The organism is Rhizobium changzhiense (genome assembly GCF_013087625.1).
GTDB lineage: Bacteria > Pseudomonadota > Alphaproteobacteria > Rhizobiales > Rhizobiaceae > Rhizobium > Rhizobium sophorae.
In genome coordinates this window covers 1415585-1433686 of record NZ_JABFCQ010000001.1, presented here as the reverse complement: position 1 = coordinate 1433686, position 18102 = coordinate 1415585, and the positions used below count along the sequence as shown (strand labels likewise).

The 18102-nt window shown below is 61.9% G+C and carries 20 protein-coding genes; 13 read left to right on the top strand and 7 right to left on the bottom strand.

Annotated elements, in window-relative coordinates:
• Positions 1-201: 201 nt before the first annotated feature.
• The 6 genes from G9X68_RS07145 (at position 202) to truA (ending at position 4846) form a co-directional block, all read left to right on the top strand.
• On the top strand, positions 202-1698 hold the full coding sequence (locus G9X68_RS07145; protein WP_171601803.1) for a globin-coupled sensor protein: 1497 nt from the start codon (positions 202-204) through the stop codon (positions 1696-1698).
• A gap of 97 nt (positions 1699-1795) precedes the next feature.
• A complete protein-coding gene (gene def, locus G9X68_RS07140) occupies positions 1796-2311 on the top strand; it encodes a peptide deformylase (RefSeq protein WP_020397424.1) in 516 nt (171 codons plus the stop codon).
• Positions 2312-2374: 63 nt separating this feature from the next.
• Positions 2375-2659, top strand: a complete 285-nt coding sequence (locus G9X68_RS07135; RefSeq protein WP_171602175.1) for a FitA-like ribbon-helix-helix domain-containing protein — start codon at positions 2375-2377, stop codon at positions 2657-2659.
• Positions 2656-3078 carry a type II toxin-antitoxin system VapC family toxin gene (locus tag G9X68_RS07130; RefSeq protein WP_171601802.1) on the top strand — a complete coding sequence of 141 codons (423 nt, stop codon included), beginning with the start codon at positions 2656-2658 and terminating at the stop codon, positions 3076-3078. Before G9X68_RS07135 ends, G9X68_RS07130 begins: the two co-directional genes overlap by 4 nt.
• Before the next feature lie 20 nt (positions 3079-3098).
• Complete coding sequence (gene fmt, locus G9X68_RS07125; RefSeq protein ID WP_171601801.1) at positions 3099-4034, top strand: methionyl-tRNA formyltransferase; 936 nt, start codon at positions 3099-3101, stop codon at positions 4032-4034.
• Entirely contained in the window at positions 4034-4846 is an 813-nt protein-coding gene (truA, locus tag G9X68_RS07120) for a tRNA pseudouridine(38-40) synthase TruA (protein WP_171601800.1), read from the top strand. The genes fmt and truA overlap by 1 nt, the downstream gene beginning before the upstream one ends.
• Before the next feature lie 6 nt (positions 4847-4852).
• On the opposite strand, the gene G9X68_RS07115 is transcribed toward truA, so the two are convergent.
• The 3 genes from G9X68_RS07115 to dapD form a co-directional block, all read right to left on the bottom strand.
• Positions 4853-5449 carry a hypothetical protein gene (locus tag G9X68_RS07115; protein WP_171601799.1) on the bottom strand — a complete coding sequence of 199 codons (597 nt, stop codon included), beginning with the start codon at positions 5447-5449 and terminating at the stop codon, positions 4853-4855.
• Positions 5436-6629, bottom strand: coding sequence for a succinyl-diaminopimelate desuccinylase (dapE, locus tag G9X68_RS07110; protein WP_171601798.1), 1194 nt, complete (start codon positions 6627-6629; stop codon positions 5436-5438). The genes G9X68_RS07115 and dapE overlap by 14 nt, the downstream gene beginning before the upstream one ends.
• 101 nt (positions 6630-6730) lie before the next feature.
• On the bottom strand, positions 6731-7591 hold the full coding sequence (dapD, locus tag G9X68_RS07105) for a 2,3,4,5-tetrahydropyridine-2,6-dicarboxylate N-succinyltransferase (RefSeq protein ID WP_171601797.1): 861 nt from the start codon (positions 7589-7591) through the stop codon (positions 6731-6733).
• Positions 7592-7783: 192 nt separating this feature from the next.
• Between dapD and G9X68_RS07100 the strand changes: the two genes are divergently transcribed.
• Positions 7784-8650 carry an LOG family protein gene (locus G9X68_RS07100; protein ID WP_171601796.1) on the top strand — a complete coding sequence of 289 codons (867 nt, stop codon included), beginning with the start codon at positions 7784-7786 and terminating at the stop codon, positions 8648-8650.
• An 86-nt stretch (positions 8651-8736) separates the two neighbouring features.
• Here the strand turns inward: G9X68_RS07100 and G9X68_RS07095 are convergent, their stop codons facing one another.
• Entirely contained in the window at positions 8737-9375 is a 639-nt protein-coding gene (locus tag G9X68_RS07095; RefSeq protein WP_171601795.1) for an EF-hand domain-containing protein, read from the bottom strand.
• A gap of 105 nt (positions 9376-9480) precedes the next feature.
• Positions 9481-10188: a pyrimidine 5'-nucleotidase gene (locus tag G9X68_RS07090; RefSeq protein ID WP_171601794.1), complete on the bottom strand. Its 708-nt coding sequence runs from the start codon at positions 10186-10188 to the stop codon at positions 9481-9483.
• Positions 10189-10377: 189 nt separating this feature from the next.
• Here G9X68_RS07090 and bchE point away from each other — a divergent pair, with 189 nt between their 5' ends.
• Genes bchE through G9X68_RS07075 form a run of 3 tightly spaced genes read left to right on the top strand, consistent with a single transcriptional unit; the run spans position 10378 to position 13806 of the window.
• Positions 10378-11907: a magnesium-protoporphyrin IX monomethyl ester anaerobic oxidative cyclase gene (gene bchE / locus G9X68_RS07085; RefSeq protein WP_171601793.1), complete on the top strand. Its 1530-nt coding sequence runs from the start codon at positions 10378-10380 to the stop codon at positions 11905-11907.
• 55 nt (positions 11908-11962) lie between these two features.
• Positions 11963-13039 (top strand): bifunctional transcriptional activator/DNA repair enzyme AdaA, encoded by a 1077-nt coding sequence (locus tag G9X68_RS07080; RefSeq protein WP_171601792.1) that lies wholly within the window; start codon positions 11963-11965, stop codon positions 13037-13039.
• The gene (locus G9X68_RS07075; RefSeq protein WP_171601791.1) at positions 13036-13806 is read left to right on the top strand and encodes an isocitrate lyase/PEP mutase family protein; all 771 of its coding nucleotides are present in this window, start codon (positions 13036-13038) and stop codon (positions 13804-13806) included. The genes G9X68_RS07080 and G9X68_RS07075 overlap by 4 nt, the downstream gene beginning before the upstream one ends.
• A gap of 67 nt (positions 13807-13873) precedes the next feature.
• On the opposite strand, the gene G9X68_RS07070 is transcribed toward G9X68_RS07075, so the two are convergent.
• Together G9X68_RS07070 and argB are read right to left on the bottom strand one after the other, a co-directional pair.
• Entirely contained in the window at positions 13874-15022 is a 1149-nt protein-coding gene (locus G9X68_RS07070) for an alpha-hydroxy acid oxidase (RefSeq protein ID WP_171601790.1), read from the bottom strand.
• Positions 15023-15091: 69 nt separating this feature from the next.
• Positions 15092-15979: an acetylglutamate kinase gene (gene argB / locus G9X68_RS07065; protein ID WP_171601789.1), complete on the bottom strand. Its 888-nt coding sequence runs from the start codon at positions 15977-15979 to the stop codon at positions 15092-15094.
• A 143-nt stretch (positions 15980-16122) separates the two neighbouring features.
• Here argB and G9X68_RS07060 point away from each other — a divergent pair, with 143 nt between their 5' ends.
• From G9X68_RS07060 to G9X68_RS07050, 3 genes are all read left to right on the top strand, one after another.
• Complete coding sequence (locus G9X68_RS07060) at positions 16123-16662, top strand: sigma-70 family RNA polymerase sigma factor (RefSeq protein ID WP_171601788.1); 540 nt, start codon at positions 16123-16125, stop codon at positions 16660-16662.
• Complete coding sequence (locus tag G9X68_RS07055; RefSeq protein ID WP_171601787.1) at positions 16659-17378, top strand: anti-sigma factor; 720 nt, start codon at positions 16659-16661, stop codon at positions 17376-17378. The genes G9X68_RS07060 and G9X68_RS07055 overlap by 4 nt, the downstream gene beginning before the upstream one ends.
• A gap of 139 nt (positions 17379-17517) precedes the next feature.
• Positions 17518-18072 carry a fasciclin domain-containing protein gene (locus G9X68_RS07050; protein ID WP_171601786.1) on the top strand — a complete coding sequence of 185 codons (555 nt, stop codon included), beginning with the start codon at positions 17518-17520 and terminating at the stop codon, positions 18070-18072.
• Positions 18073-18102: the final 30 nt, after the last annotated feature.

Genomic DNA, 18102 nt, shown 5'->3' with positions numbered 1-18102 from the left:
AGCATAACAGAAGAAATGGCGATATATAGATCAAAACGTGAACGGAATGGGTGGGCCTCAATATCCTCGCAAGCGACCGCTCTTCCTCGCTCGGGGCAGAAGAAATCGTCGTCCGATTTAACGATTGCTCAACCATATTGGCCAAAACCTGCGGCGCAGAAATTCCTTCCCGCGCGCGTCGCGCCAAGTACAGAGATCTCCATGACCGCCCAGCAGACCGACAGTGCCCTCAGGCAGCGCCTCGATTTCATCGAACTGGATGAGGCAGCGCGCAAGTCGATGCGGGATCTGCGCCCGGTCATATCAGAGCTGATCGGTGGCGCCCTCGATAAATTCTACGCCAAGATCGCCAAGACCCCGGCTGTCGCGGGCTTCTTCGCCGATAAGAACCATGTCGGCCACGCCAAGAAGCGCCAGCAGGACCATTGGGCCAATCTCGCCGGCGGCGCGTTCGACGAGAGCTATGTCAACGGCGTGACCGCGGTCGGCCGCACCCATGCCCGTATCGGGCTGGAGCCGCGCTGGTATATTGGCGGTTACGCCATCGTCATGTCCGAACTAGTCAAGGGCATCATGGAGAAGCAATGGCCGTCGATCTTCGCGCGCCGAGAGGGCAAGGCATTGGCCGAGAAGCTGTCGGCCGTCATCAAGGCCGGCATGCTCGACATGGATTATTCCATCTCGGTCTATCTCGAGACGCTCGAAGCCAAGCGTCAGGCACTGGAGGAGGAACGCGCTCAGGCCGAATCCGACCAGGCGATCGCGCTGGAGCAGCTGCGCCGCGGCCTGGAAGCGCTGTCGAACGGCGATCTCGAGGCCACCCTGCCGTCCGATCTGCCGGGCAATTTCCGGCAGATGGCCGAGGATTACAACCGCGCCGTCAGGGCGCTAAGCCAGTCCTTTGCCTCCGTGCGTGAGACCTCAGGCCGTATCATGAGCGGCGCCGACGTCATTTCCAAGGCAACCAACGATCTGGCGCTGCGCACTGCGCAGCAGGCGGCAGGCGTCGAGGAGAGCTCGGCCGCCCTGCAGCAGCTTTCTGTCAGCGTCGGCCAGACGGCCGCCAATGCCGAGAAGGCGTCGGACGCCGTGCGCGAGACGCAAGAGAAGGCGAAGAACTCCGGCGAACTCGTCACCAGCGCCGTCTCGGCGATGGCCGGCATCGAGAAATCCTCGACCGGGATCTCCAAGATCATCGGCGTCATCGATGAGATCGCCTTCCAAACCAATCTGCTGGCGCTGAACGCCGGCGTTGAGGCGGCCCGTGCCGGCGATGCCGGCAAGGGTTTTGCCGTCGTCGCCCAGGAAGTCCGCCAGCTCGCCCAGCGCACCGCGGAAGCGGCCAAGGAGATCAAGAACCTGATCTCGCAGAGCTCGACACAGGTCAATCAGGGCGTCGGCATCGTCTCCAGCACCGGCGAGGCGCTGAACGACATGATTAGCCGCATCGACATCATCAACCGTTTCGTCGCCGATATCGCCGCCGCCGCCCGCGATCAGGCGACCGGCGTCAACGAGGTCAGCATCGCCGTCCGCAACATGGGTGCGATCACCCAGCAGAATTCGGACATGGTCGAGCACTCTTCAGCGGAAACCCGCCGCCTCAAGGACGAGGTGGAAACCCTGATCGAGCTGCTGCGGCGCTTCCGCGCCCGGCCGGAGGGCCGTTCAGCCGGTGCGGCCCTTCGGGCAGCCTGAGGGGAATATGGCGAAATTCCGGGCGGGGATGCAAAAAAGCGTATTCCCCGCCTGCCGGATAATTCCATAGTCGGAAAAGATGGGTTATGGGAACGCCATGACCATCAAGCCACTCATCATTCTTCCCGATCCCGTTCTCCGCCAGCTGTCCAAGCCGATCGAGCGGGTGGACTCCGACCTGCAGCGTCTTGCCGACGATATGCTGGAAACCATGTACGACGCGCCGGGCATCGGCCTTGCGGCGATCCAGATCGGCGTGCCGCGCCGCATGCTCGTTATCGACATCTCGCGCGAAGGCGAGGAAAAGCAGCCGCAGGTCTTCATCAATCCGGAGATCGTCAAATCCTCCGACGAGCGCTCCGTCTATGAGGAAGGCTGTCTTTCGATTCCGGACTATTATGCCGAGGTCGAGCGCCCGGCTGTCGTCTCGGTCAAATATCTCGACCGAAACGGCAAGGAACAGACCGTGGAAGCCGACGGCCTGCTCGCCACCTGCCTGCAGCACGAGATCGACCACCTGAACGGCGTGCTCTTCATCGATTATATTTCGCGGCTGAAGCGGGAGATGGTGATCAAGAAATTCACCAAGGCGGCGAAGTCGAAGGCGCTCTGACGCCGCGTTGAAAATTCATTGGCGAGACACTATGATATCATTGATATCATAGTGAGGTGCCGAATGGGTGATTTTCTGATCAGAAACATTTCCGAAGCATTGAAGCGAGACATTGCGCAATCGGCCCAGCGCAGCGGAAACAGTCTTTCTGACGAGGCCAAGGAGCTTTTGCGCGAAGCGCTGAAAAGGAAAGCCGAAGCAAAGCCCGAGACTTTGTCGGCGTATGACGCGATACGTGCCGCTTTCGTCAGCGAAAACGCGGTAGACGATGAATTTGCTGCAATCATGGACGAAATCGAGGCCGCGCGGAAAAAGGATTTCGGCCGTCCGTTCGAGGATTTCGAATGATTGTTCTCGATACGAATGTGATTTCCGAGTTCGCCAGGCCTTTGCCGAATGAAAAGGTGAAGGCCTGGATATTGCGGCAGGATGGCTCGAGAATCTGGCTTTGCACGGTCGGCTTGATGGAACAGATTTACGGCGCCGAAAGGGTTTTCTTGAAGACAGGATCGGACCGCTTCTTTCGCGCGATCGAGAATTTGGTAAAAGGCCAGTTTCGCGATCGTATCGTCGGCTGGGATTTGGAAACGGCTATGGCAACCGGTCGCTTGCGGGCGAAACGCGAAAGCATGGGGCGGCCGATTTCGGTCCAGGATGCTATGATTGCCGCCATCTGCCTTGTCAACGGCGCGACGCTTGCGACCCGCAATACCCGAGATTTCGAGGGGTTTGATCTCAAGCTCGTAAACCCGTTTGAAGACGGTTGATCCTCAATTGGCGAGATAAAATGTCTCTTCGCATCATCTTCATGGGAACCCCGGAGTTCTCGGTTCCGACCCTGCGCCTGCTCGTCGATGCCGGGCACAGGATTGTTGCGGTCTATACGCAGCCGCCGCGGCCGGGTGGGCGGCGCGGCCTCGATCTACAGAAATCGCCAGTGCATCAGGCGGCCGAACTGCTCGGCCTGCCGGTCTTCACCCCCGTCAATTTCAAGGATCCCGAGGAGCGCGAGAGGTTTCGTGGCTTGAAGGCCGATGTCGGCGTCGTCGTTGCCTACGGGTTGTTACTGCCGGAAGCGATTTTGAACGGCACCCGCGATGGCTGCTACAACGGTCATGCCTCGCTGCTGCCGCGCTGGCGGGGTGCGGCACCGATCCAGCGGGCGATCATGGCCGGCGACACAAAGACCGGCATGATGGTGATGAAGATGGACAAGGGTCTGGATACCGGCGCCGTGGCACTCACCCGCGAGGTCGAGATCGGCCCGAACATGACGGCTGGCGAGCTGCACGACCGGCTGATGCACGTGGGCGCCAAGGCGATGGCGGAAGCCATGGTGAAACTCGAAATGAACGACTTGCCGCTGACGCCGCAGCCGGAAGAGGGCGTGCTCTATGCCGCCAAGATCGACAAGGCCGAGACGCGCATCGATTTTTCCAGGAACGCCGGGGACGTGCACAATCACATCCGCGGCCTGGCGCCGTTTCCGGGTGCCTGGTTCGAGCTCGAAGTCGGCGGCAAGCCGGAGCGGGTGAAGGTGCTGGCGTCCGAGCTGGCTGAAGGGCAGGGTGCTGCCGGGCAACTGCTGACGGACGATCTCGTGGTCGCCTGCGGCTCGGGCGCGGTGCGGCTGACCAGACTGCAGAAGGCCGGCGGCAAGCCGCTGGCGGCGGCCGACTTCCTCAGGGGCACGCCGCTGGCGGCGGGTACGAGGCTGTCCTGATGCCGCGTTTCCGCATGACCGTCGAATATGACGGCGGCCCTTATGTCGGCTGGCAGCGGCAGGAGAACGGCCCTTCGGTGCAGGGCGCGATCGAGGCGGCGGTGCTGTCGCTGACCGGTGAGACGGTGTCGGTGCGCGGCGCCGGACGCACTGATTCCGGCGTCCATGCCATGGGGCAGGTGATCCATGCCGATCTTTCGAAGGACTGGTCGCCCTACCAGCTGCAGAATGCCTTGAACGCGCATCTGAGGCTTGCCGGCGAGCGGGTCTCCATTCTCGATGTCGAGGCGGCTGCCGAATTTTTCGATGCGCGCTTTTCGGCGCTGCGGCGCCATTACCTCTATCGCATCGTCAGCCGCCGGGCGCCGCTGGCGCTCGAAGCCGGCAAGGCCTGGTGGGTGCCGAAGGTGCTCGATCACGAGGTCATGCATGCCGCCGCCCAGAGGCTGGTCGGCAAGCACGATTTCTCCACCTTCCGCGCCGCCCATTGCCAGGCAAGCAGCCCGGTCCGCACGCTCGACCGGCTGGATGTGACGCGCAATGGCGAGTTGATCGAGATCCGCGCCACGGCGCAGAGTTTTCTCCACAACCAGATCCGTTCCTTCGCCGGCACGCTGAAGCTCGCCGGCGAAGGCAAGTGGACGCCTGATGATGTCGAGGCGGCGCTCGAGGCACGCGACCGCAAGGCCTGCGGCCCGGTGGCGCCGCCGGACGGGCTCTATTTCATGCAGGTGGATTATCCCGACGTGATCCCCGACCGCCGAAGGCCGGTCACCGATACCAATGACGAGGATGCTGATGATCCCTCGTAAGCTTGGTCAGACGGGATAGATGCCGAGGAAGTGCTGCAGATATTCCGAAAGGATCATCGACGGCACGAGCAGCACCAGTGTCAGCGCCCCGGTCATCAGCGCATGGCCATGGCAGATCATCCGGAGAATGCGCGCCAGTACGAAGACCTGCGCCAACATGAAGGCCAGCAGCAGCAGCGAGACGAGCCCGACGGAGGCGGGCAGGAAGAACACCAGCGCCAGCAGCAGCCCGTTGATATAGGAGAGCGGCACACCGAGCCAGTTGACGCTGACGACGACGGGTGCGAAACGCTCGCCCATTCGGAAGGCAAGCAGCAGCAGCCCGGCAAAGATCAGCGGCACGAACCAGTTGGCGACCTCGACGAGGCCGAGCCTGATATAGAAGGGAAAATCGACATCGGCTTCCGGCGGCATCGCCCGCAGGAAGGCCTGTCGCCACCAGAGCCATGAAATACCCATCGGCGGCAGGCACCAGAGCATTGCCCAGAACGAACGGTTGACGCCGCGCTCGGACATATCGAGGTAGCGGAAGCCGCGCGGATCCAGCCGGATGAGCAGCCAGAGGCCGGCCAGATAATATTGAACCTCCCTAAAGCCCGGCATTGGCGAACCAGCGGGCGATGAAGGTTTCGTAGATTGCCGTCAGCGTCTCCAGATCGGCGACAGCGACGCGCTCATCGACCATGTGCATCGTCTGGCCGACAAGGCCGAACTCGACGACCGGGCAATAATCCTTGATGAAGCGCGCATCCGACGTGCCGCCGGTGGTCGAAAGCCGCGGCGACTGACCGGCAACGCTTTCGACGGCCGACGACAGCGAGGCGATCAGCGCATTGTTGCGCGTCAGGAAGACATGGCTCGGCCGGTCGGCCCAGATGATATCATAGGCCACCGGTTGGCGGCCCGGCCGCAAGGCACCATCCCGGGCGGCGGCGTCGAGACGGCGCAGGATTTCGGCACGCAGCGTTTCGACGGTCCAGCTGTCGTTGAAGCGGATGTTGAAGCTTGCCGATGCCTTGGCCGGGATGACGTTGGTTGCCGGATTGCCGACATCGACCGTGGTCACTTCGAGGTTCGACGGCTGGAAATCGTCGGTGCCGCCGTCAAACGGCGGGTCCATCAGCGCCTGCGTCAGCTGCAGCACGCCGCGCACCGGATTGTCGGCGAGGTGCGGATAGGCGGCATGGCCCTGCACGCCGTGAACCGTGATCTTGCCCGACAGCGAACCGCGCCGGCCGATCTTGATCATGTCGCCGAGCCTGTCCGGATTGGTCGGCTCGCCGACAAGGCAGGCATCCCAGCGCTCGCCGCGTTCGGCCGCCCATTGCAGCAGCTTGATCGTGCCGTTGATCGCCGGGCCTTCTTCGTCGCCGGTGATGAGGAAGGAGATCGAGCCGGCCGGTGGCCCGTTCTTCTCGATATGGCGGGCGGCGGCGGCGACGAAACAGGCGATGCCGCCCTTCATGTCGACTGCGCCGCGGCCGAAAAGCTCGCCCTTGGAAATCTCGGCGGCAAAGGGTGGATGCGTCCAGGCGGCTTCGTCGCCGACCGGCACGACATCGGTATGGCCGGCAAACATCAAATGCGGACCGTCCTTGCCGAGGCGGGCATAGAGGTTTTCGATGTCGGGTGTTCCCTCTTCGCTCGCCTTCACCCTGTCGACCGCAAAGCCGAGCGGCGCAAGCATCGCCTCCAGCGCCGACAGTGCGCCGCCTTCGGCGGGCGTCACGGACGGGCAGCGAATCAGCGTCTGAAGATTAGCGACGGGGTCGGTAGCGGTCATGGCGGTCGGACTATCCGGCGGGAATGGCAAAGACATGGCAAGGCGGGGCCGCCTCGCGTAAAAAGACGCCGTCTGTTTACCGGATCAACGTCCCGGTGTCATCAATCTCTGAGCAGCTCGTTGATGCCGGTCTTCGAGCGGGTCTTTTCATCGACGCGCTTGACGATGACGGCGCAGTAGAGATGCGGCGCCGGCTGGCCGTTGCCCATCGTCGCATTGCCCGACGGCATCGAGCCGGCGACGACGACGGAATAGGGCGGCACTTCGCCGTAGGTCACCTCGCCGGTGGCGCGGTCGACGATCTTGGTCGACTTTCCGATAAAGACGCCCATGCCGAGCACCGAGCCTTCGCGCACGATGCAGCCTTCGACCACCTCGGAACGGGCGCCGATGAAGCAATTGTCCTCGATGATCGTCGGGCCGGCCTGCATCGGCTCCAGAACGCCGCCGATGCCGACGCCGCCGGAGAGATGCACATGTTTGCCGATCTGCGCGCAGGAGCCGACCGTCGCCCAGGTATCGACCATCGTGCCTTCGCCGACATAGGCGCCGAGATTGACGAAGGAGGGCATCAGGATCGCGTTCGGGGCGATATAGGCCGAGCGGCGCACGACGCAGTTCGGCACGGCGCGGAAGCCGGCGGCGCGGAAGTGGTTCTCGCCCCAGTTTTCGAACTTCGAAGGAACCTTGTCCCACCAGGTGGAGTTGCCCGAGCCGCCCTTCACCACGTCCATGTCGTTGAGGCGGAAGGACAGCAGCACGGCCTTCTTCAGCCATTGATTGACCGACCAGGCGCCGTCGGCGGAGCGTTCGGCGACACGGGCCTTGCCGGCATCGAGTAGATCGAGCGCTGCTTCGACCGCATCGCGAACCTCGCCCTTCGTCGACGTGTTCACATTGTCGCGATTGTCGAAGGCGGTTTCGATGATCTTTTCGAGGGATGCGAGGTCGGTGGCGCTCATGAGAATTCCTTAAACTTCGATCTTTATCGTGGAGACGGCGGGGTCTCCGGAATGCGGTTGGCGGGGTGTATCCTGCTCTACAGCATGAAGCCGTAGAACGGAATGATTTTTCCGACAAGATCATATCTGGATTCAAGGCGTTATAGCGACATATCCGGCTTCGTGGCCGGCAATACTGAAAGGCATTTCGACATGGCGAAGGGACGAAACGGCGGTTCGCGGCGCAAGGATGGTGTATGGGACCCGCTGAAGAGCAGCTCGACCGACAAGCAGCGCGCCGAAGCCGTGCCGAAAACGCCGCAGACGATGTCGCCTGCCTACCGCCTTGCCTATGTCGACGAGGATTTCCTCTGCCGTGAGGAGCTGCGGCCGATCCGCCTGCAGCTGGAACTGATGAAGCCGGAAATGATGCTGACCGAACGCGGCATCCGCTCGACCGTCGTCATGTTCGGCGGCGCCCGCATTCCCGCCCCCGGCCAGAGTGCCTGGGCGGCGCGCAACGACATCCAGCGCGCCAATCTGGAGGCGGCGTCCGTCTATTATGACGAGGCGCGCAAATTTGCCCGTCTCTGCTCGAAATATTCGGCCAGCTTCGATTTCCAGGAATATGTCATCGTCACCGGCGGCGGCCCCGGTGTCATGGAGGCCGGCAATCGCGGCGCGGCCGACGAGGGCGCCCCTTCGATCGGCCTCAACATCGTATTGCCGCACGAGCAGGCGCCGAACGCCTATGTGACGCCGGAACTCAGCTTCAACTTCCACTATTTCGCCATCCGCAAGATGCACTTCATGGTGCGCGCCAAGGCGATCGCCGTCTTTCCCGGCGGCTTCGGCACGCTCGACGAATTCTTCGAGTGCCTGACGTTGATCCAGACCGGCCGCATGGAGCGCCTGCCGCTGATCCTTTTCGGGGAGGCGTTCTGGAGGAGCATCATCAATTTCGACGCATTGGCGGAATTCGGGACGATTGCGCCCGACGACGTCAAGCTGATCAGCTTCGTCGATACGGCCGAAGAGGCATGGAAGATCGTGCAGAATTTCTACGAACACCGCGAATAGGAGCCAGAACGCGGCGTTTCGACGAATCTCCCACTCTTTCCCCACCGGAGCAGGGAAAGAGTGGGGATATATCGGCTCGTCCGGCCTTACAGAAGTGGCCGGTCCGGCATGTCGTCGATCGAGATGACGCCGTCCTTGTTGCGGTCCATCCGAGTGAACAGCTTGTCCATGCCGGCTTCAGCTTCCTGTTTGGAAATCTGGCCGTTCTGGTCGGTGTCGACCCGGTGCATCATGATCGAGGCACGCATGATGTTGCCGCCATGGCGCATCCAGCGATGGCCGTCACGACCTTCGTGACCACCCTGAGGCGGACGGCCCTGGTCGTTATTATCAGGCGTCGCGTCTGCGGTATTCGCATCCTTGTTATTGCTGGCATCCTGCTTGCGCTGATCTCTCATCGCCTGCATCTGCGCTTTCTGGTATGCGCCGATTTCGCCTGGGGTCAGCGAGCCGTCATTGTTGGTGTCGATCGCAGCGAAGATCTTGTCGATGCCGGCGGTCGCCTCGTCCTTGGAGATCTGTCCGTCCTTGTTGGTGTCGAACTGCTTGAGCATTCTGACATAGGTGATTTCGCGGAAGGCGGCCGGTCCCGGACCGTGCACAGGACCGTGCCTGCCGGGGTGCTGACGCGGCCCGTCACCGGGTGCGGCAAAGCCTGTCCCAGCGGCGGCGCCGAAGATGAGGGTGGAGGAAAGCGCTGCCAGTATCAGCTTGTTGCGGTACATCGTGTTTGCCTTTCGTAAGATGTCCCCTCACGAAAGAAGATATGGCCGCGGACCCGGAAGACCCAGTTAAACATCGGTAAGCTTAAGTGAAAACTTCGTAATACTTCAGCCGGTAATCTTGCCGAGGAAGGCAGCGAGATCGTCGGTGACGAAATCGATATGATCCTCTTCGCCGCTGGTCTTTTCCCACCATTCGACCACTGTCTCTTCCAGATTGCGTGGCACCAGCAGCACGGTCTGCATGCCGAGCGCCTTCGGCACCGTCAGGTTGCGCGGCAGATCCTCGAACATGGCCGCCTTGGTGGTTTCGACGCGCTTCAGCGCCGTGAACTTGTCGTAGGTCGCCTGCGCCGGCTTCGGCACGTAGTCGGCGGCGACGATATCGAAGATGTCGTCGAAATGTTCGAGAATGCCGAGCGCCTCCGCCGTCATTTCGGCATGCTTGACGCTGCCATTGGTGAAAATGAACTTGCGCCCCGGCAGCGCCTTGATCGCCTCGCCAAGTTCCGGCTGCGGCGTCAGCGCCGCGTAGTCGATCGCATGCGCCTTTTCGAGAAAGTCGTTCGGGTCGATACCGTGATGGATCATCAGGCCCTGCAGCGTCGTGCCATGCTCGAGGTAATATTGCTTCTGCAGCTTGCGCGCCTCTTCCCGCTCCATCTGCAGGAGTGCCGCGACATAGGCGGTCATGTTCTTGTCGATCTGCGCGAAGAGATTGACATGATGCGGATAGAGCGTGTTGTCGAGGTCGAAGACCCAGTCTGTGACGTGCTGGAAATCGGCTTTGTCAGGCGTGCGGTCGATCTTGGTCATGGCGGTCTTATGGCACGGCTGCTGCGGGAAACCAAAGGCTTTTGGCTCTCTGGTTCGCCTGCCATCGGCTTCCGCAAAAATGCCGTCAGATTTTCACAACTTTAAGAGGATTTAGGCTGAATATTGCCATTGATTGCTGGTGACTTTCTGCCTGCATCAGACAGGGGGACCCGCAAGGGGTAAAGTCGCATGAAGATCGTTCTGATCAATCCGCCGCATACGGCGATCGGCAGTCGCATTCCCGATGATCACCTTCCACCGCTCGGCCTTCTTTCGGTCGGCGGCCCACTGATCGACGACGGTCATATCGTCAGTCTCGTCGATGCCGAATTCGGGCCGATGACGATAGCCGAGATTGTCAGCCGTGCGGTGATCGGTGACCCCGACCTGGTGTTGATCGGCCATTCGGGCTCGACCTCGGCTCATCCCACCGCCCGTGCAATCGCCGAGGCGATCAAATGCCGCGATCCGAAAATCTCCATCATCTATGGCGGTGTCTTCCCGACCTATCACTGGCGGGAGGTGCTGGCCGAGACTGCGGCATTCGATATCCTGGTGCGTGGCGAAGGCGAGGAAACGATGCGGCGCCTCGCCGAAGCCCTGGCGACACATCGCCCGCTCGCAACCATTCCCGGCATCGCCTTTCGCGATGGCGATGGCGAAGTCCTGGCAACACAGCCGGCGCAGGCGATCGCCGATCTCGATGCCTATCGCGTCGGCTGGGAGCTGATCGATCATCGCCACTACAGTTATTGGGGCGGCAAGCGCGCTGTCGTCATGCAGTTTTCGCGCGGCTGTCCGCATCTTTGCAACTACTGCGGCCAGCGCGGCTTCTGGACCCGCTGGCGTCACCGCTCGCCGGAACTGTTTGCCCGCGAGATCGCCAGGCTTTATCGCGAAGAGGGTGTGGAACTTATCAATCTCGCCGACGAGAATCCGACCTCCTCGCGAAAGGCGTGGCTCGCTTTTCTAGAAGCGATGATCACCCAGAATGTGCCGGTGCAGATCGTCGGATCGACACGGGCCGATGATATCGTCCGCGATGCCGATATCCTGCATCTCTACCGCAAGGCGGGTGTCGTGCGCTGGTTGATCGGTATGGAGAACTCCGACGAGGCGACCTTGACGCTGATCAAGAAGGGAGGAGCCAAGACAACCGACAGGGAGGCGATCCGCCTTCTGCGCCAACACGATATCCTGTCCATGGCGACCTGGGTCGTCGGTTTCGAGGAGGAGAAGCTGAGCCACCTCTGGCGCGGCTTCCGGCAATTGCTCTCCTATGATCCCGACCAGATCCAGGCGCTCTATGTGACGCCACATCGCTGGACACCCTTCTTCCGTATCGCCCGCGATCGACAGGTCATCGAAACCGATATCCGTAAATGGGACTACAAGCATCAGGTGCTGAAGATGCGGCATCTCAACCCGATCGTGCTGGTCGCCTGCGTTAAGCTCATCGAGGTGGCGGTCCAGGCGCGGCCGAAGGCGTTAATGCGCATCCTCTTTCATCGCGATCGCGAGCAACGCCATTCCATGCGCTGGTATACGCAAATGGGTCGTCGCGTCTGGTTTCATGAGATCCTCGAATTCCTCTTCCGCCGCCGCCATCTCAAGGGTGGCCCGACGCTCGAGAATTTCTGGGGCGCCCCGCAGGATTCAGAGGAGGAATCCATGTTGCGCCCGCAACGGCATGTGAAAAGCCTCGATGCGGCGGAATAAAATAGACGCCCGATTTTCGGCGGACGGCGCAGGCACGGGATGTTAGAAAGCGGGCATGCTTTTCGAACGCCCCGATGACGATACGCTCTATGATGCCCTGATCGCGCGCAGTGCCGATTTTGAGGGCCAGGCCTATGTCTGCGTGAAGACGACCGGCATCTTCTGCCGTCTGACCTGCCCGGCGCGCAAGCCGAAGCGGGAAAATACGCTCTTCTTCGACACGATCGCCGCCTGCATGCTCTCGGGCTTCCGCCCGTGCCAGCGCTGCAGGCCGCTGGAGCAGCCGGGCAGGGAGCCGATCGTCGACGAGCTGCTTGCTGCACTCGACCGCGAGCCGCAGTTGCGCTGGACCGAGGATGAGCTTGTGCGCCGCGGCCACGATCCTTCGACCGTGCGCCGCGCCTTCAAACGCGGGCTCGGCATGACCTTCCACGATATCGTCCGCTATCGCCGGCTGGGTGAAGCGGCCCGGCAGCTGGCCGATGGCGCGCGCGTCATCGATGCGCAGCTCGATGCGGGATATGACTCCCCAAGTGGTTTCCGGACGGCTTTCCAGCGGCTGGTCGGCAAGGCGCCGGCGCTCTCGCAGAACCGTGAACTGCTCTTTGCCGACTGGTTCGACACGCCGCTCGGACCGATGGTGGCCGTCGCCGACCAGACGCATCTGCATCTTCTCGAATTCCACGACCGTAAGGCGCTGCCGACCGAGCTCGAAGCACTGCAGAAGCGCACCCGCTCCTCGGTCGCGATCGGCCGCACGCCGGCGATCGACCAGATTGAGGCGGAGATCCGCGATTATTTCGAAGGGCGGCTCACCATCTTCAAGACGCCATTGGCGCTCGGCGGCACACCCTTCGAAAAACATGTCTGGGCAAAGCTCATGGAGATTCCTGCCGGCCAGACGCGCGCCTATGGCGATCTGGCAAGGGAAATGGAAAGGCCGGAAGTCGTGCGGGCCGTCGGCCGCGCCAATGGCGCCAATCAGCTTGCCATCATCGTGCCCTGCCATCGCATCCTCGGCGCGGATGGTTCGTTGACCGGCTATGGCGGCGGGCTCTGGCGCAAGCAATGGCTGCTGCGGCATGAAGAGAAAATCGGAGCACAAGCACCTAACGTGGAGGAGACGGCATGAACCAGACTGAAAAGGCCAAGGCATTCGGAGCATTGCACCGCAAGGGCGACCCGGTTGTTCTTTACAATATCTGGGATGCCGGGACGGCGAAGGCGGTTGCCGATGGCGGCGCCAAGGCGCTTGCGACGGGAAGCTGGTCGGTCGCCGCTGCGCATGGTTATGTCGACGGCGAGAAGCTGCCGATGTCGGTGCTGGTCGAAACGGCGAAGTCCATCACCGCTGCCGTAGACCTGCCGCTTTCGATCGATTTCGAAGGCGCCTATTCGGCTGAGCCTGACGGTGCGGCGGCCAACGTTGCCAAGGTGGTGGAGGCCGGCGCCGTCGGCATCAATTTCGAAGATCAAGTGGTCGGCGGTGGCGGGCTTTATCCGGCCGAGAGGCAGGCGGCTCGCATCCGCGCCATTCGCGCCATGGCAGAAAGCAAGGGCATCCCCTTCTTCATCAATGCCCGTACCGATCTCTTCCTCGCCGAGAGCGATCTTTCCAAACATGCCGGTCTGGTGGACGAGGCGATCGAGCGCGGCAGGGCCTATGCGGCCGCCGGCGGCAGCGGCTTCTTCGTGCCGGGCCTGATCGATCCCGCCTTGATCGAGAAGATCTGCGCCGCATCGCCGCTGCCGGTCAACATCATGATGCGGACGGGCGCTCCGGACGTGAAGGCGCTGGCCAGGCTCGGCGTCGGCCGCGTCAGCTATGGTCCGGGGCCTTACCGATCAATGATGGAAAAGCTGAAACAGGAGGCGGCGGCGATTTATAGCCTGCTCTGACGTCGAATGCCCGAGGGCCGCAGGTCTGCTGCGACAGGCTGCCGCCCGCAATGAAATCCCGTTCCGCTCAGGAACGGAAGCGCAGATTTCGCCGCGTCAGCTGGCTGACCGAGGTGCAGCCCATCAACTTCATGCCGCGCTCGATCTCGGTGCGCATCGTCTCCAGCGCCCGTTCGACGCCGGGCTGTCCGGCAGCGGCAAGCGGGAAGAGGTAGTAGCGTCCGAGCCCGACGGCCTTCGCCCCCAACGACAGCGCTTTAAGAACATGCGTTCCCCGCTGCACGCCGCCATCCATCATCACGTCGATCCGATCGCCCACGGCGTCGACGATCTCGGCCAGCTGGTCGAATGCGCTGCGCGAGCCGTCGAGCTGGCGTCCGCCATGATTGGAAAGCACGATGCCGCTGCAGCCGATCTCGGCCGCGCGCTTGGCGTCTTCCACCGACATGATGCCCTTCAGGCAGAATGGCCGGCCCCATTCGCGCACCATCTCCGCCACGTCGTCCCACGACATCGAGGGGTCCAGCATCTCGGTGAAGTATCGGCTGATCGACAGAGCGCCGCCATCCATCTTGACGTGGTTTTCGAGCTGCGGCAGGGCGAAGCGCTCGTGCGTCAGCCAGTCGATTGCCCAGGAGGGCTTGATCGCGAACTGGGTCATGCCGGCAAGATTGAGCTTGAAGGGAATGGCAAAACCCGTGCGCTTGTCGCGCTCGCGGTTGCCACCGGTGATGCTGTCGACCGTCAGCATCATCGCCTGCACGCCGGCATTTTTCGCTCGCGCCATCATCTCGCGGTTGAGGCCGCGGTCCTTGTGGAAATAGAACTGATAGACCTGCGGCCCGTTGCTGATCCGTCTCGCTTCCTCGAGGCTGATCGTGCCGAGCGAGGAGACGCCGAACATCGTGCCATGTTTTGCCGCCGCTGCCGCGACCGCCCGCTCCCCCTGGTGGTGAAAAAGCCGCTGCAACGCCGTCGGTGAGCAATAGACCGGCATTGCGAGCTTCTGCCCCATGACGGTCACCGACATGTCGACATCGGCCACACCGCGCAAAACATCGGGCACCAGATCGCAAGCCTCGAAGGCCGCGGTATTGCGCCGGTACGTCACCTCGTCATCGGCGCCGCCGTCTATATAGTCGAATATCGGCCCGGGAAGACGCCGTTTGGCCATGCGCCGGAAATCGCGAAAATTATAGCAGTCTGTCAGGCGCATTTTTTCCTCGATACCCTGTTCCGGTGTGCGGAAGATCCGCCTTCATGCTGGTAAAGGGCGCAGCCTCGTTCAGGGAATGATCAGCGTTCCGATACCATGCTCGGTGAAGATCTCGAGCAGGACGGAATGGGCAGTCTTGCCGTTCAGGATGACGACACCCTGCACGCCGGCCTTGATCGCATCGATGCAGGTCTCGACCTTCGGGATCATGCCGCCGGAAATCGTGCCGTCGGCGATCAGCGCGTGCGCTTCGGCGACAGAAAGCTCCTTGATGAGCTGGCCGTTCTTGTCGAGCACGCCGGGCACATCGGTCAGGAACAGCAGCCGGGTGGCGTTCAACGCACCGGCAATGGCGCCGGCGAAGGTATCGGCATTGATATTGTAGGTGGCGCCGTCGCGGCCAGGCGCCACGGGGGCGATGACCGGGATCATCTCGGAGCGGGCAAGCAGATCGAGCAGCGTCCGGTCGACCTCGACCACTTCGCCGACGAAGCCGAGATCGAGCACGCGCTCGATGTTCGAATCTGGATCCTTGATGGTCTTGCGCGCCTTTTCGGCGAAGACCATGTTGCCGTCCTTGCCGCAAAGGCCGATCGCCCATTCGCCGGTCTGGTTGATGAGCGCGACGATTTCCTTGTTGATCGAGCCGGCGAGCACCATCTCGACGATCTCGACCGTTTTCTGGTCGGTGACGCGAAGGCCGCCCTCGAATTTCGATTCGATGCCCATCTTGCTCAGCATGGCGCCGATCTGCGGGCCGCCGCCGTGAACGACGATCGGGTTGACGCCCGATTGCTTCAACAGCGCGATGTCGCTGGCAAAGGCCTTGCCGAGTTCGGGATTGCCCATGGCGTGGCCGCCATATTTCACGACAATCGTCTTGTTCTCGTAACGCTGCATGAAGGGCAGTGCCTTGGCCAGAAGCCGTGCCTGCATTTCGCTTTCGGTTTCGTTCATGGGAACCCCGCAGAATTGTTCGCGGCCTTTTATCGCAAGTTTCTGACAGAGGGAATAATCCAGAGGGCAATAGTTTTTCGTATCTGTCGCGGAGCCGGACGTCGTTACCGTCTGGCTCACGCAAGCTTGAGATGAGGAACGGCATGCAAGGCGATGAGATCGCAGACTTGATCGGCCGCGTCGCACTCGGCGATCGCAGGGCTTTCGTGGCCCTTTACAACCAGACCGGACCGAAACTTTTCTCGATCTGCCTGCGTATCTTGAAGGATCGCACGGAAGCCGAAGAAGCCCTGCAGGAAGTCTATATCAGCATCTGGCAACGCGCTCGCAGCTTCTCCGTCGCCTCGGGTTCGTCCTCGGCATGGCTGGCCGCAATTGCCCGCAACCGCTCGATCGATGCGCTGCGGGCGCGCAAGCCCGTCGCCGACGAATTGGACACGGTCTACGATCTAGCCGATGCCGGGCACGACCCGGAAATGCAGACGGTGACCAAGGATGAAGGAAGGCGGATTGACACCTGCATGGAAGAGTTGGAAGCTGATCGTGCGGTCGCGGTGAAACGGGCTTATGTCGAAGGGCTGAGCTATCAGGAACTGGCCGATCAGTTTGGTGTCCCGCTGAACACGATGCGGACCTGGCTCAGGCGCAGCCTCTTGAAACTGAGAGAGTGCATGGAACGATGACATCGCCCGACAAAAGCAAGGGAGACCGCTCCCGCGACGAGGTTCTCGCCGGCGAATATGTGCTTGGCGTCCTGTCGTTGCAGGATCGCCGGGTGGTGGAAGAGCGCATGCGCCACGACCGCCCCTTCGCTGCGATCGTCAGCCGCTGGGAAACCAACCTCTCCTCCTTCAACGACGAGTATGAAGGCGTTGCTCCGAACCGGGAAACCTTCAAGCAGATCGAGGCGCGGCTGTTCGGCGATGGCCAAAAGCCCCCATCCTTTTCGCAGGGGCTCTGGAATTCCGCCGTTTTCTGGCGCTCGCTGAGCTTCGCCTGCATCGTCGTCGCCGTCAGCGCCGTCATCTTCGCCTCCGGCGTGATGCCGGAGCCGCAGGGGCCCGCACCACTGGTGGCCTCTCTTTCGGGCCAGAACAGCACCATCAATCTTCTCGCCTCCTACGAGCTTCAGAGCGGTCGGCTGAAGATCGTGCCGGTGGCCGCCGGCAAGCCGGAGGAGAAGTCGCTGGAACTTTGGCTGGTACCGGGCAGCGGCATGACGAGATCGCTCGGCGTCTTCCAGCCGGGCGAAAGCGGTGAACTTGTCATTCCCGCCGAACTGCGCAGCATGATAGCCGATGGCGCAACACTTGCCGTCAGTCTCGAACCCTTCGGCGGTTCGCCGACCGGCCAGGCGACCGGTCCGGTGATCGCAAGCGGCGCCCTGCACCGACCATAAGCGCACCGGCAATGATCGTGCCCGCCGTCAATCAAATTTCTCCTGTCTGAAACTCTTCGGCGCGGCCCTCCGTAGTTCGAATTGTCCGGACGACGCTCAGGCATAAAGCCCGCGGATGGTGTCCGGTGAGGAGAAAATCATGATCAAGTCCGTATTGCGCGGCTTCGCGCTCGCCACTGCCATGTCCGCCGTCGCCTTTGCCGCCGCGAAAAACCCGACGGTCGGCGGTGCTGCGATGTTCGAAAGCAAGAACATCATCGAGAACGCCGTGAACTCCAAGGATCACACGACGCTGGTCGCAGCCGTCAAGGCAGCCGGCCTGGTCGGCACGCTCGAGGGCAAGGGCCCCTTCACCGTCTTTGCGCCGACCAACGAAGCTTTTGCCGCCCTGCCGAAGGGCACCGTCGATACGCTGCTGAAGCCGGAAAACAAGGCAACGCTGACCAAGGTTCTGACCTGCCACGTCGTTGCCGCCGATGCGATGGCCAAGACCGTTGCCAAGATGATCAAGGATGACGGTGGCGAGCACGACATCAAGACCGTCGGCGGCTGCGTGCTGAAAGCCAAGGAAAACATGGGCAAGATCAGCCTGACCGATGAAAACGGCGGCGTCTCCCATGTGACGATCGCCGACGTCAAGCAGTCGAACGGAGTCATCCACGTCGTCGACAAGGTGCTGCTGCCGAAGATGTAAGCCCGCCCGTATCGGCAGACGCATTGGGGC

Coding starts and splice junctions, on each gene's coding strand:
- G9X68_RS07145 (WP_171601803.1), top strand. CDS start 202: ATGACCGCCCAGCAGACCGACAGTGCCCTCAGGCAGCGCCTCGATTTC.
- def (WP_020397424.1), top strand. CDS start 1,796: ATGACCATCAAGCCACTCATCATTCTTCCCGATCCCGTTCTCCGCCAG.
- G9X68_RS07135 (WP_171602175.1), top strand. CDS start 2,375: ATGGGTGATTTTCTGATCAGAAACATTTCCGAAGCATTGAAGCGAGAC.
- G9X68_RS07130 (WP_171601802.1), top strand. CDS start 2,656: ATGATTGTTCTCGATACGAATGTGATTTCCGAGTTCGCCAGGCCTTTG.
- fmt (WP_171601801.1), top strand. CDS start 3,099: ATGTCTCTTCGCATCATCTTCATGGGAACCCCGGAGTTCTCGGTTCCG.
- truA (WP_171601800.1), top strand. CDS start 4,034: ATGCCGCGTTTCCGCATGACCGTCGAATATGACGGCGGCCCTTATGTC.
- G9X68_RS07115 (WP_171601799.1), bottom strand. CDS start 5,449: ATGCCGGGCTTTAGGGAGGTTCAATATTATCTGGCCGGCCTCTGGCTG.
- dapE (WP_171601798.1), bottom strand. CDS start 6,629: ATGACCGCTACCGACCCCGTCGCTAATCTTCAGACGCTGATTCGCTGC.
- dapD (WP_171601797.1), bottom strand. CDS start 7,591: ATGAGCGCCACCGACCTCGCATCCCTCGAAAAGATCATCGAAACCGCC.
- G9X68_RS07100 (WP_171601796.1), top strand. CDS start 7,784: ATGGCGAAGGGACGAAACGGCGGTTCGCGGCGCAAGGATGGTGTATGG.
- G9X68_RS07095 (WP_171601795.1), bottom strand. CDS start 9,375: ATGTACCGCAACAAGCTGATACTGGCAGCGCTTTCCTCCACCCTCATC.
- G9X68_RS07090 (WP_171601794.1), bottom strand. CDS start 10,188: ATGACCAAGATCGACCGCACGCCTGACAAAGCCGATTTCCAGCACGTC.
- bchE (WP_171601793.1), top strand. CDS start 10,378: ATGAAGATCGTTCTGATCAATCCGCCGCATACGGCGATCGGCAGTCGC.
- G9X68_RS07080 (WP_171601792.1), top strand. CDS start 11,963: ATGCTTTTCGAACGCCCCGATGACGATACGCTCTATGATGCCCTGATC.
- G9X68_RS07075 (WP_171601791.1), top strand. CDS start 13,036: ATGAACCAGACTGAAAAGGCCAAGGCATTCGGAGCATTGCACCGCAAG.
- G9X68_RS07070 (WP_171601790.1), bottom strand. CDS start 15,022: ATGCGCCTGACAGACTGCTATAATTTTCGCGATTTCCGGCGCATGGCC.
- argB (WP_171601789.1), bottom strand. CDS start 15,979: ATGAACGAAACCGAAAGCGAAATGCAGGCACGGCTTCTGGCCAAGGCA.
- G9X68_RS07060 (WP_171601788.1), top strand. CDS start 16,123: ATGCAAGGCGATGAGATCGCAGACTTGATCGGCCGCGTCGCACTCGGC.
- G9X68_RS07055 (WP_171601787.1), top strand. CDS start 16,659: ATGACATCGCCCGACAAAAGCAAGGGAGACCGCTCCCGCGACGAGGTT.
- G9X68_RS07050 (WP_171601786.1), top strand. CDS start 17,518: ATGATCAAGTCCGTATTGCGCGGCTTCGCGCTCGCCACTGCCATGTCC.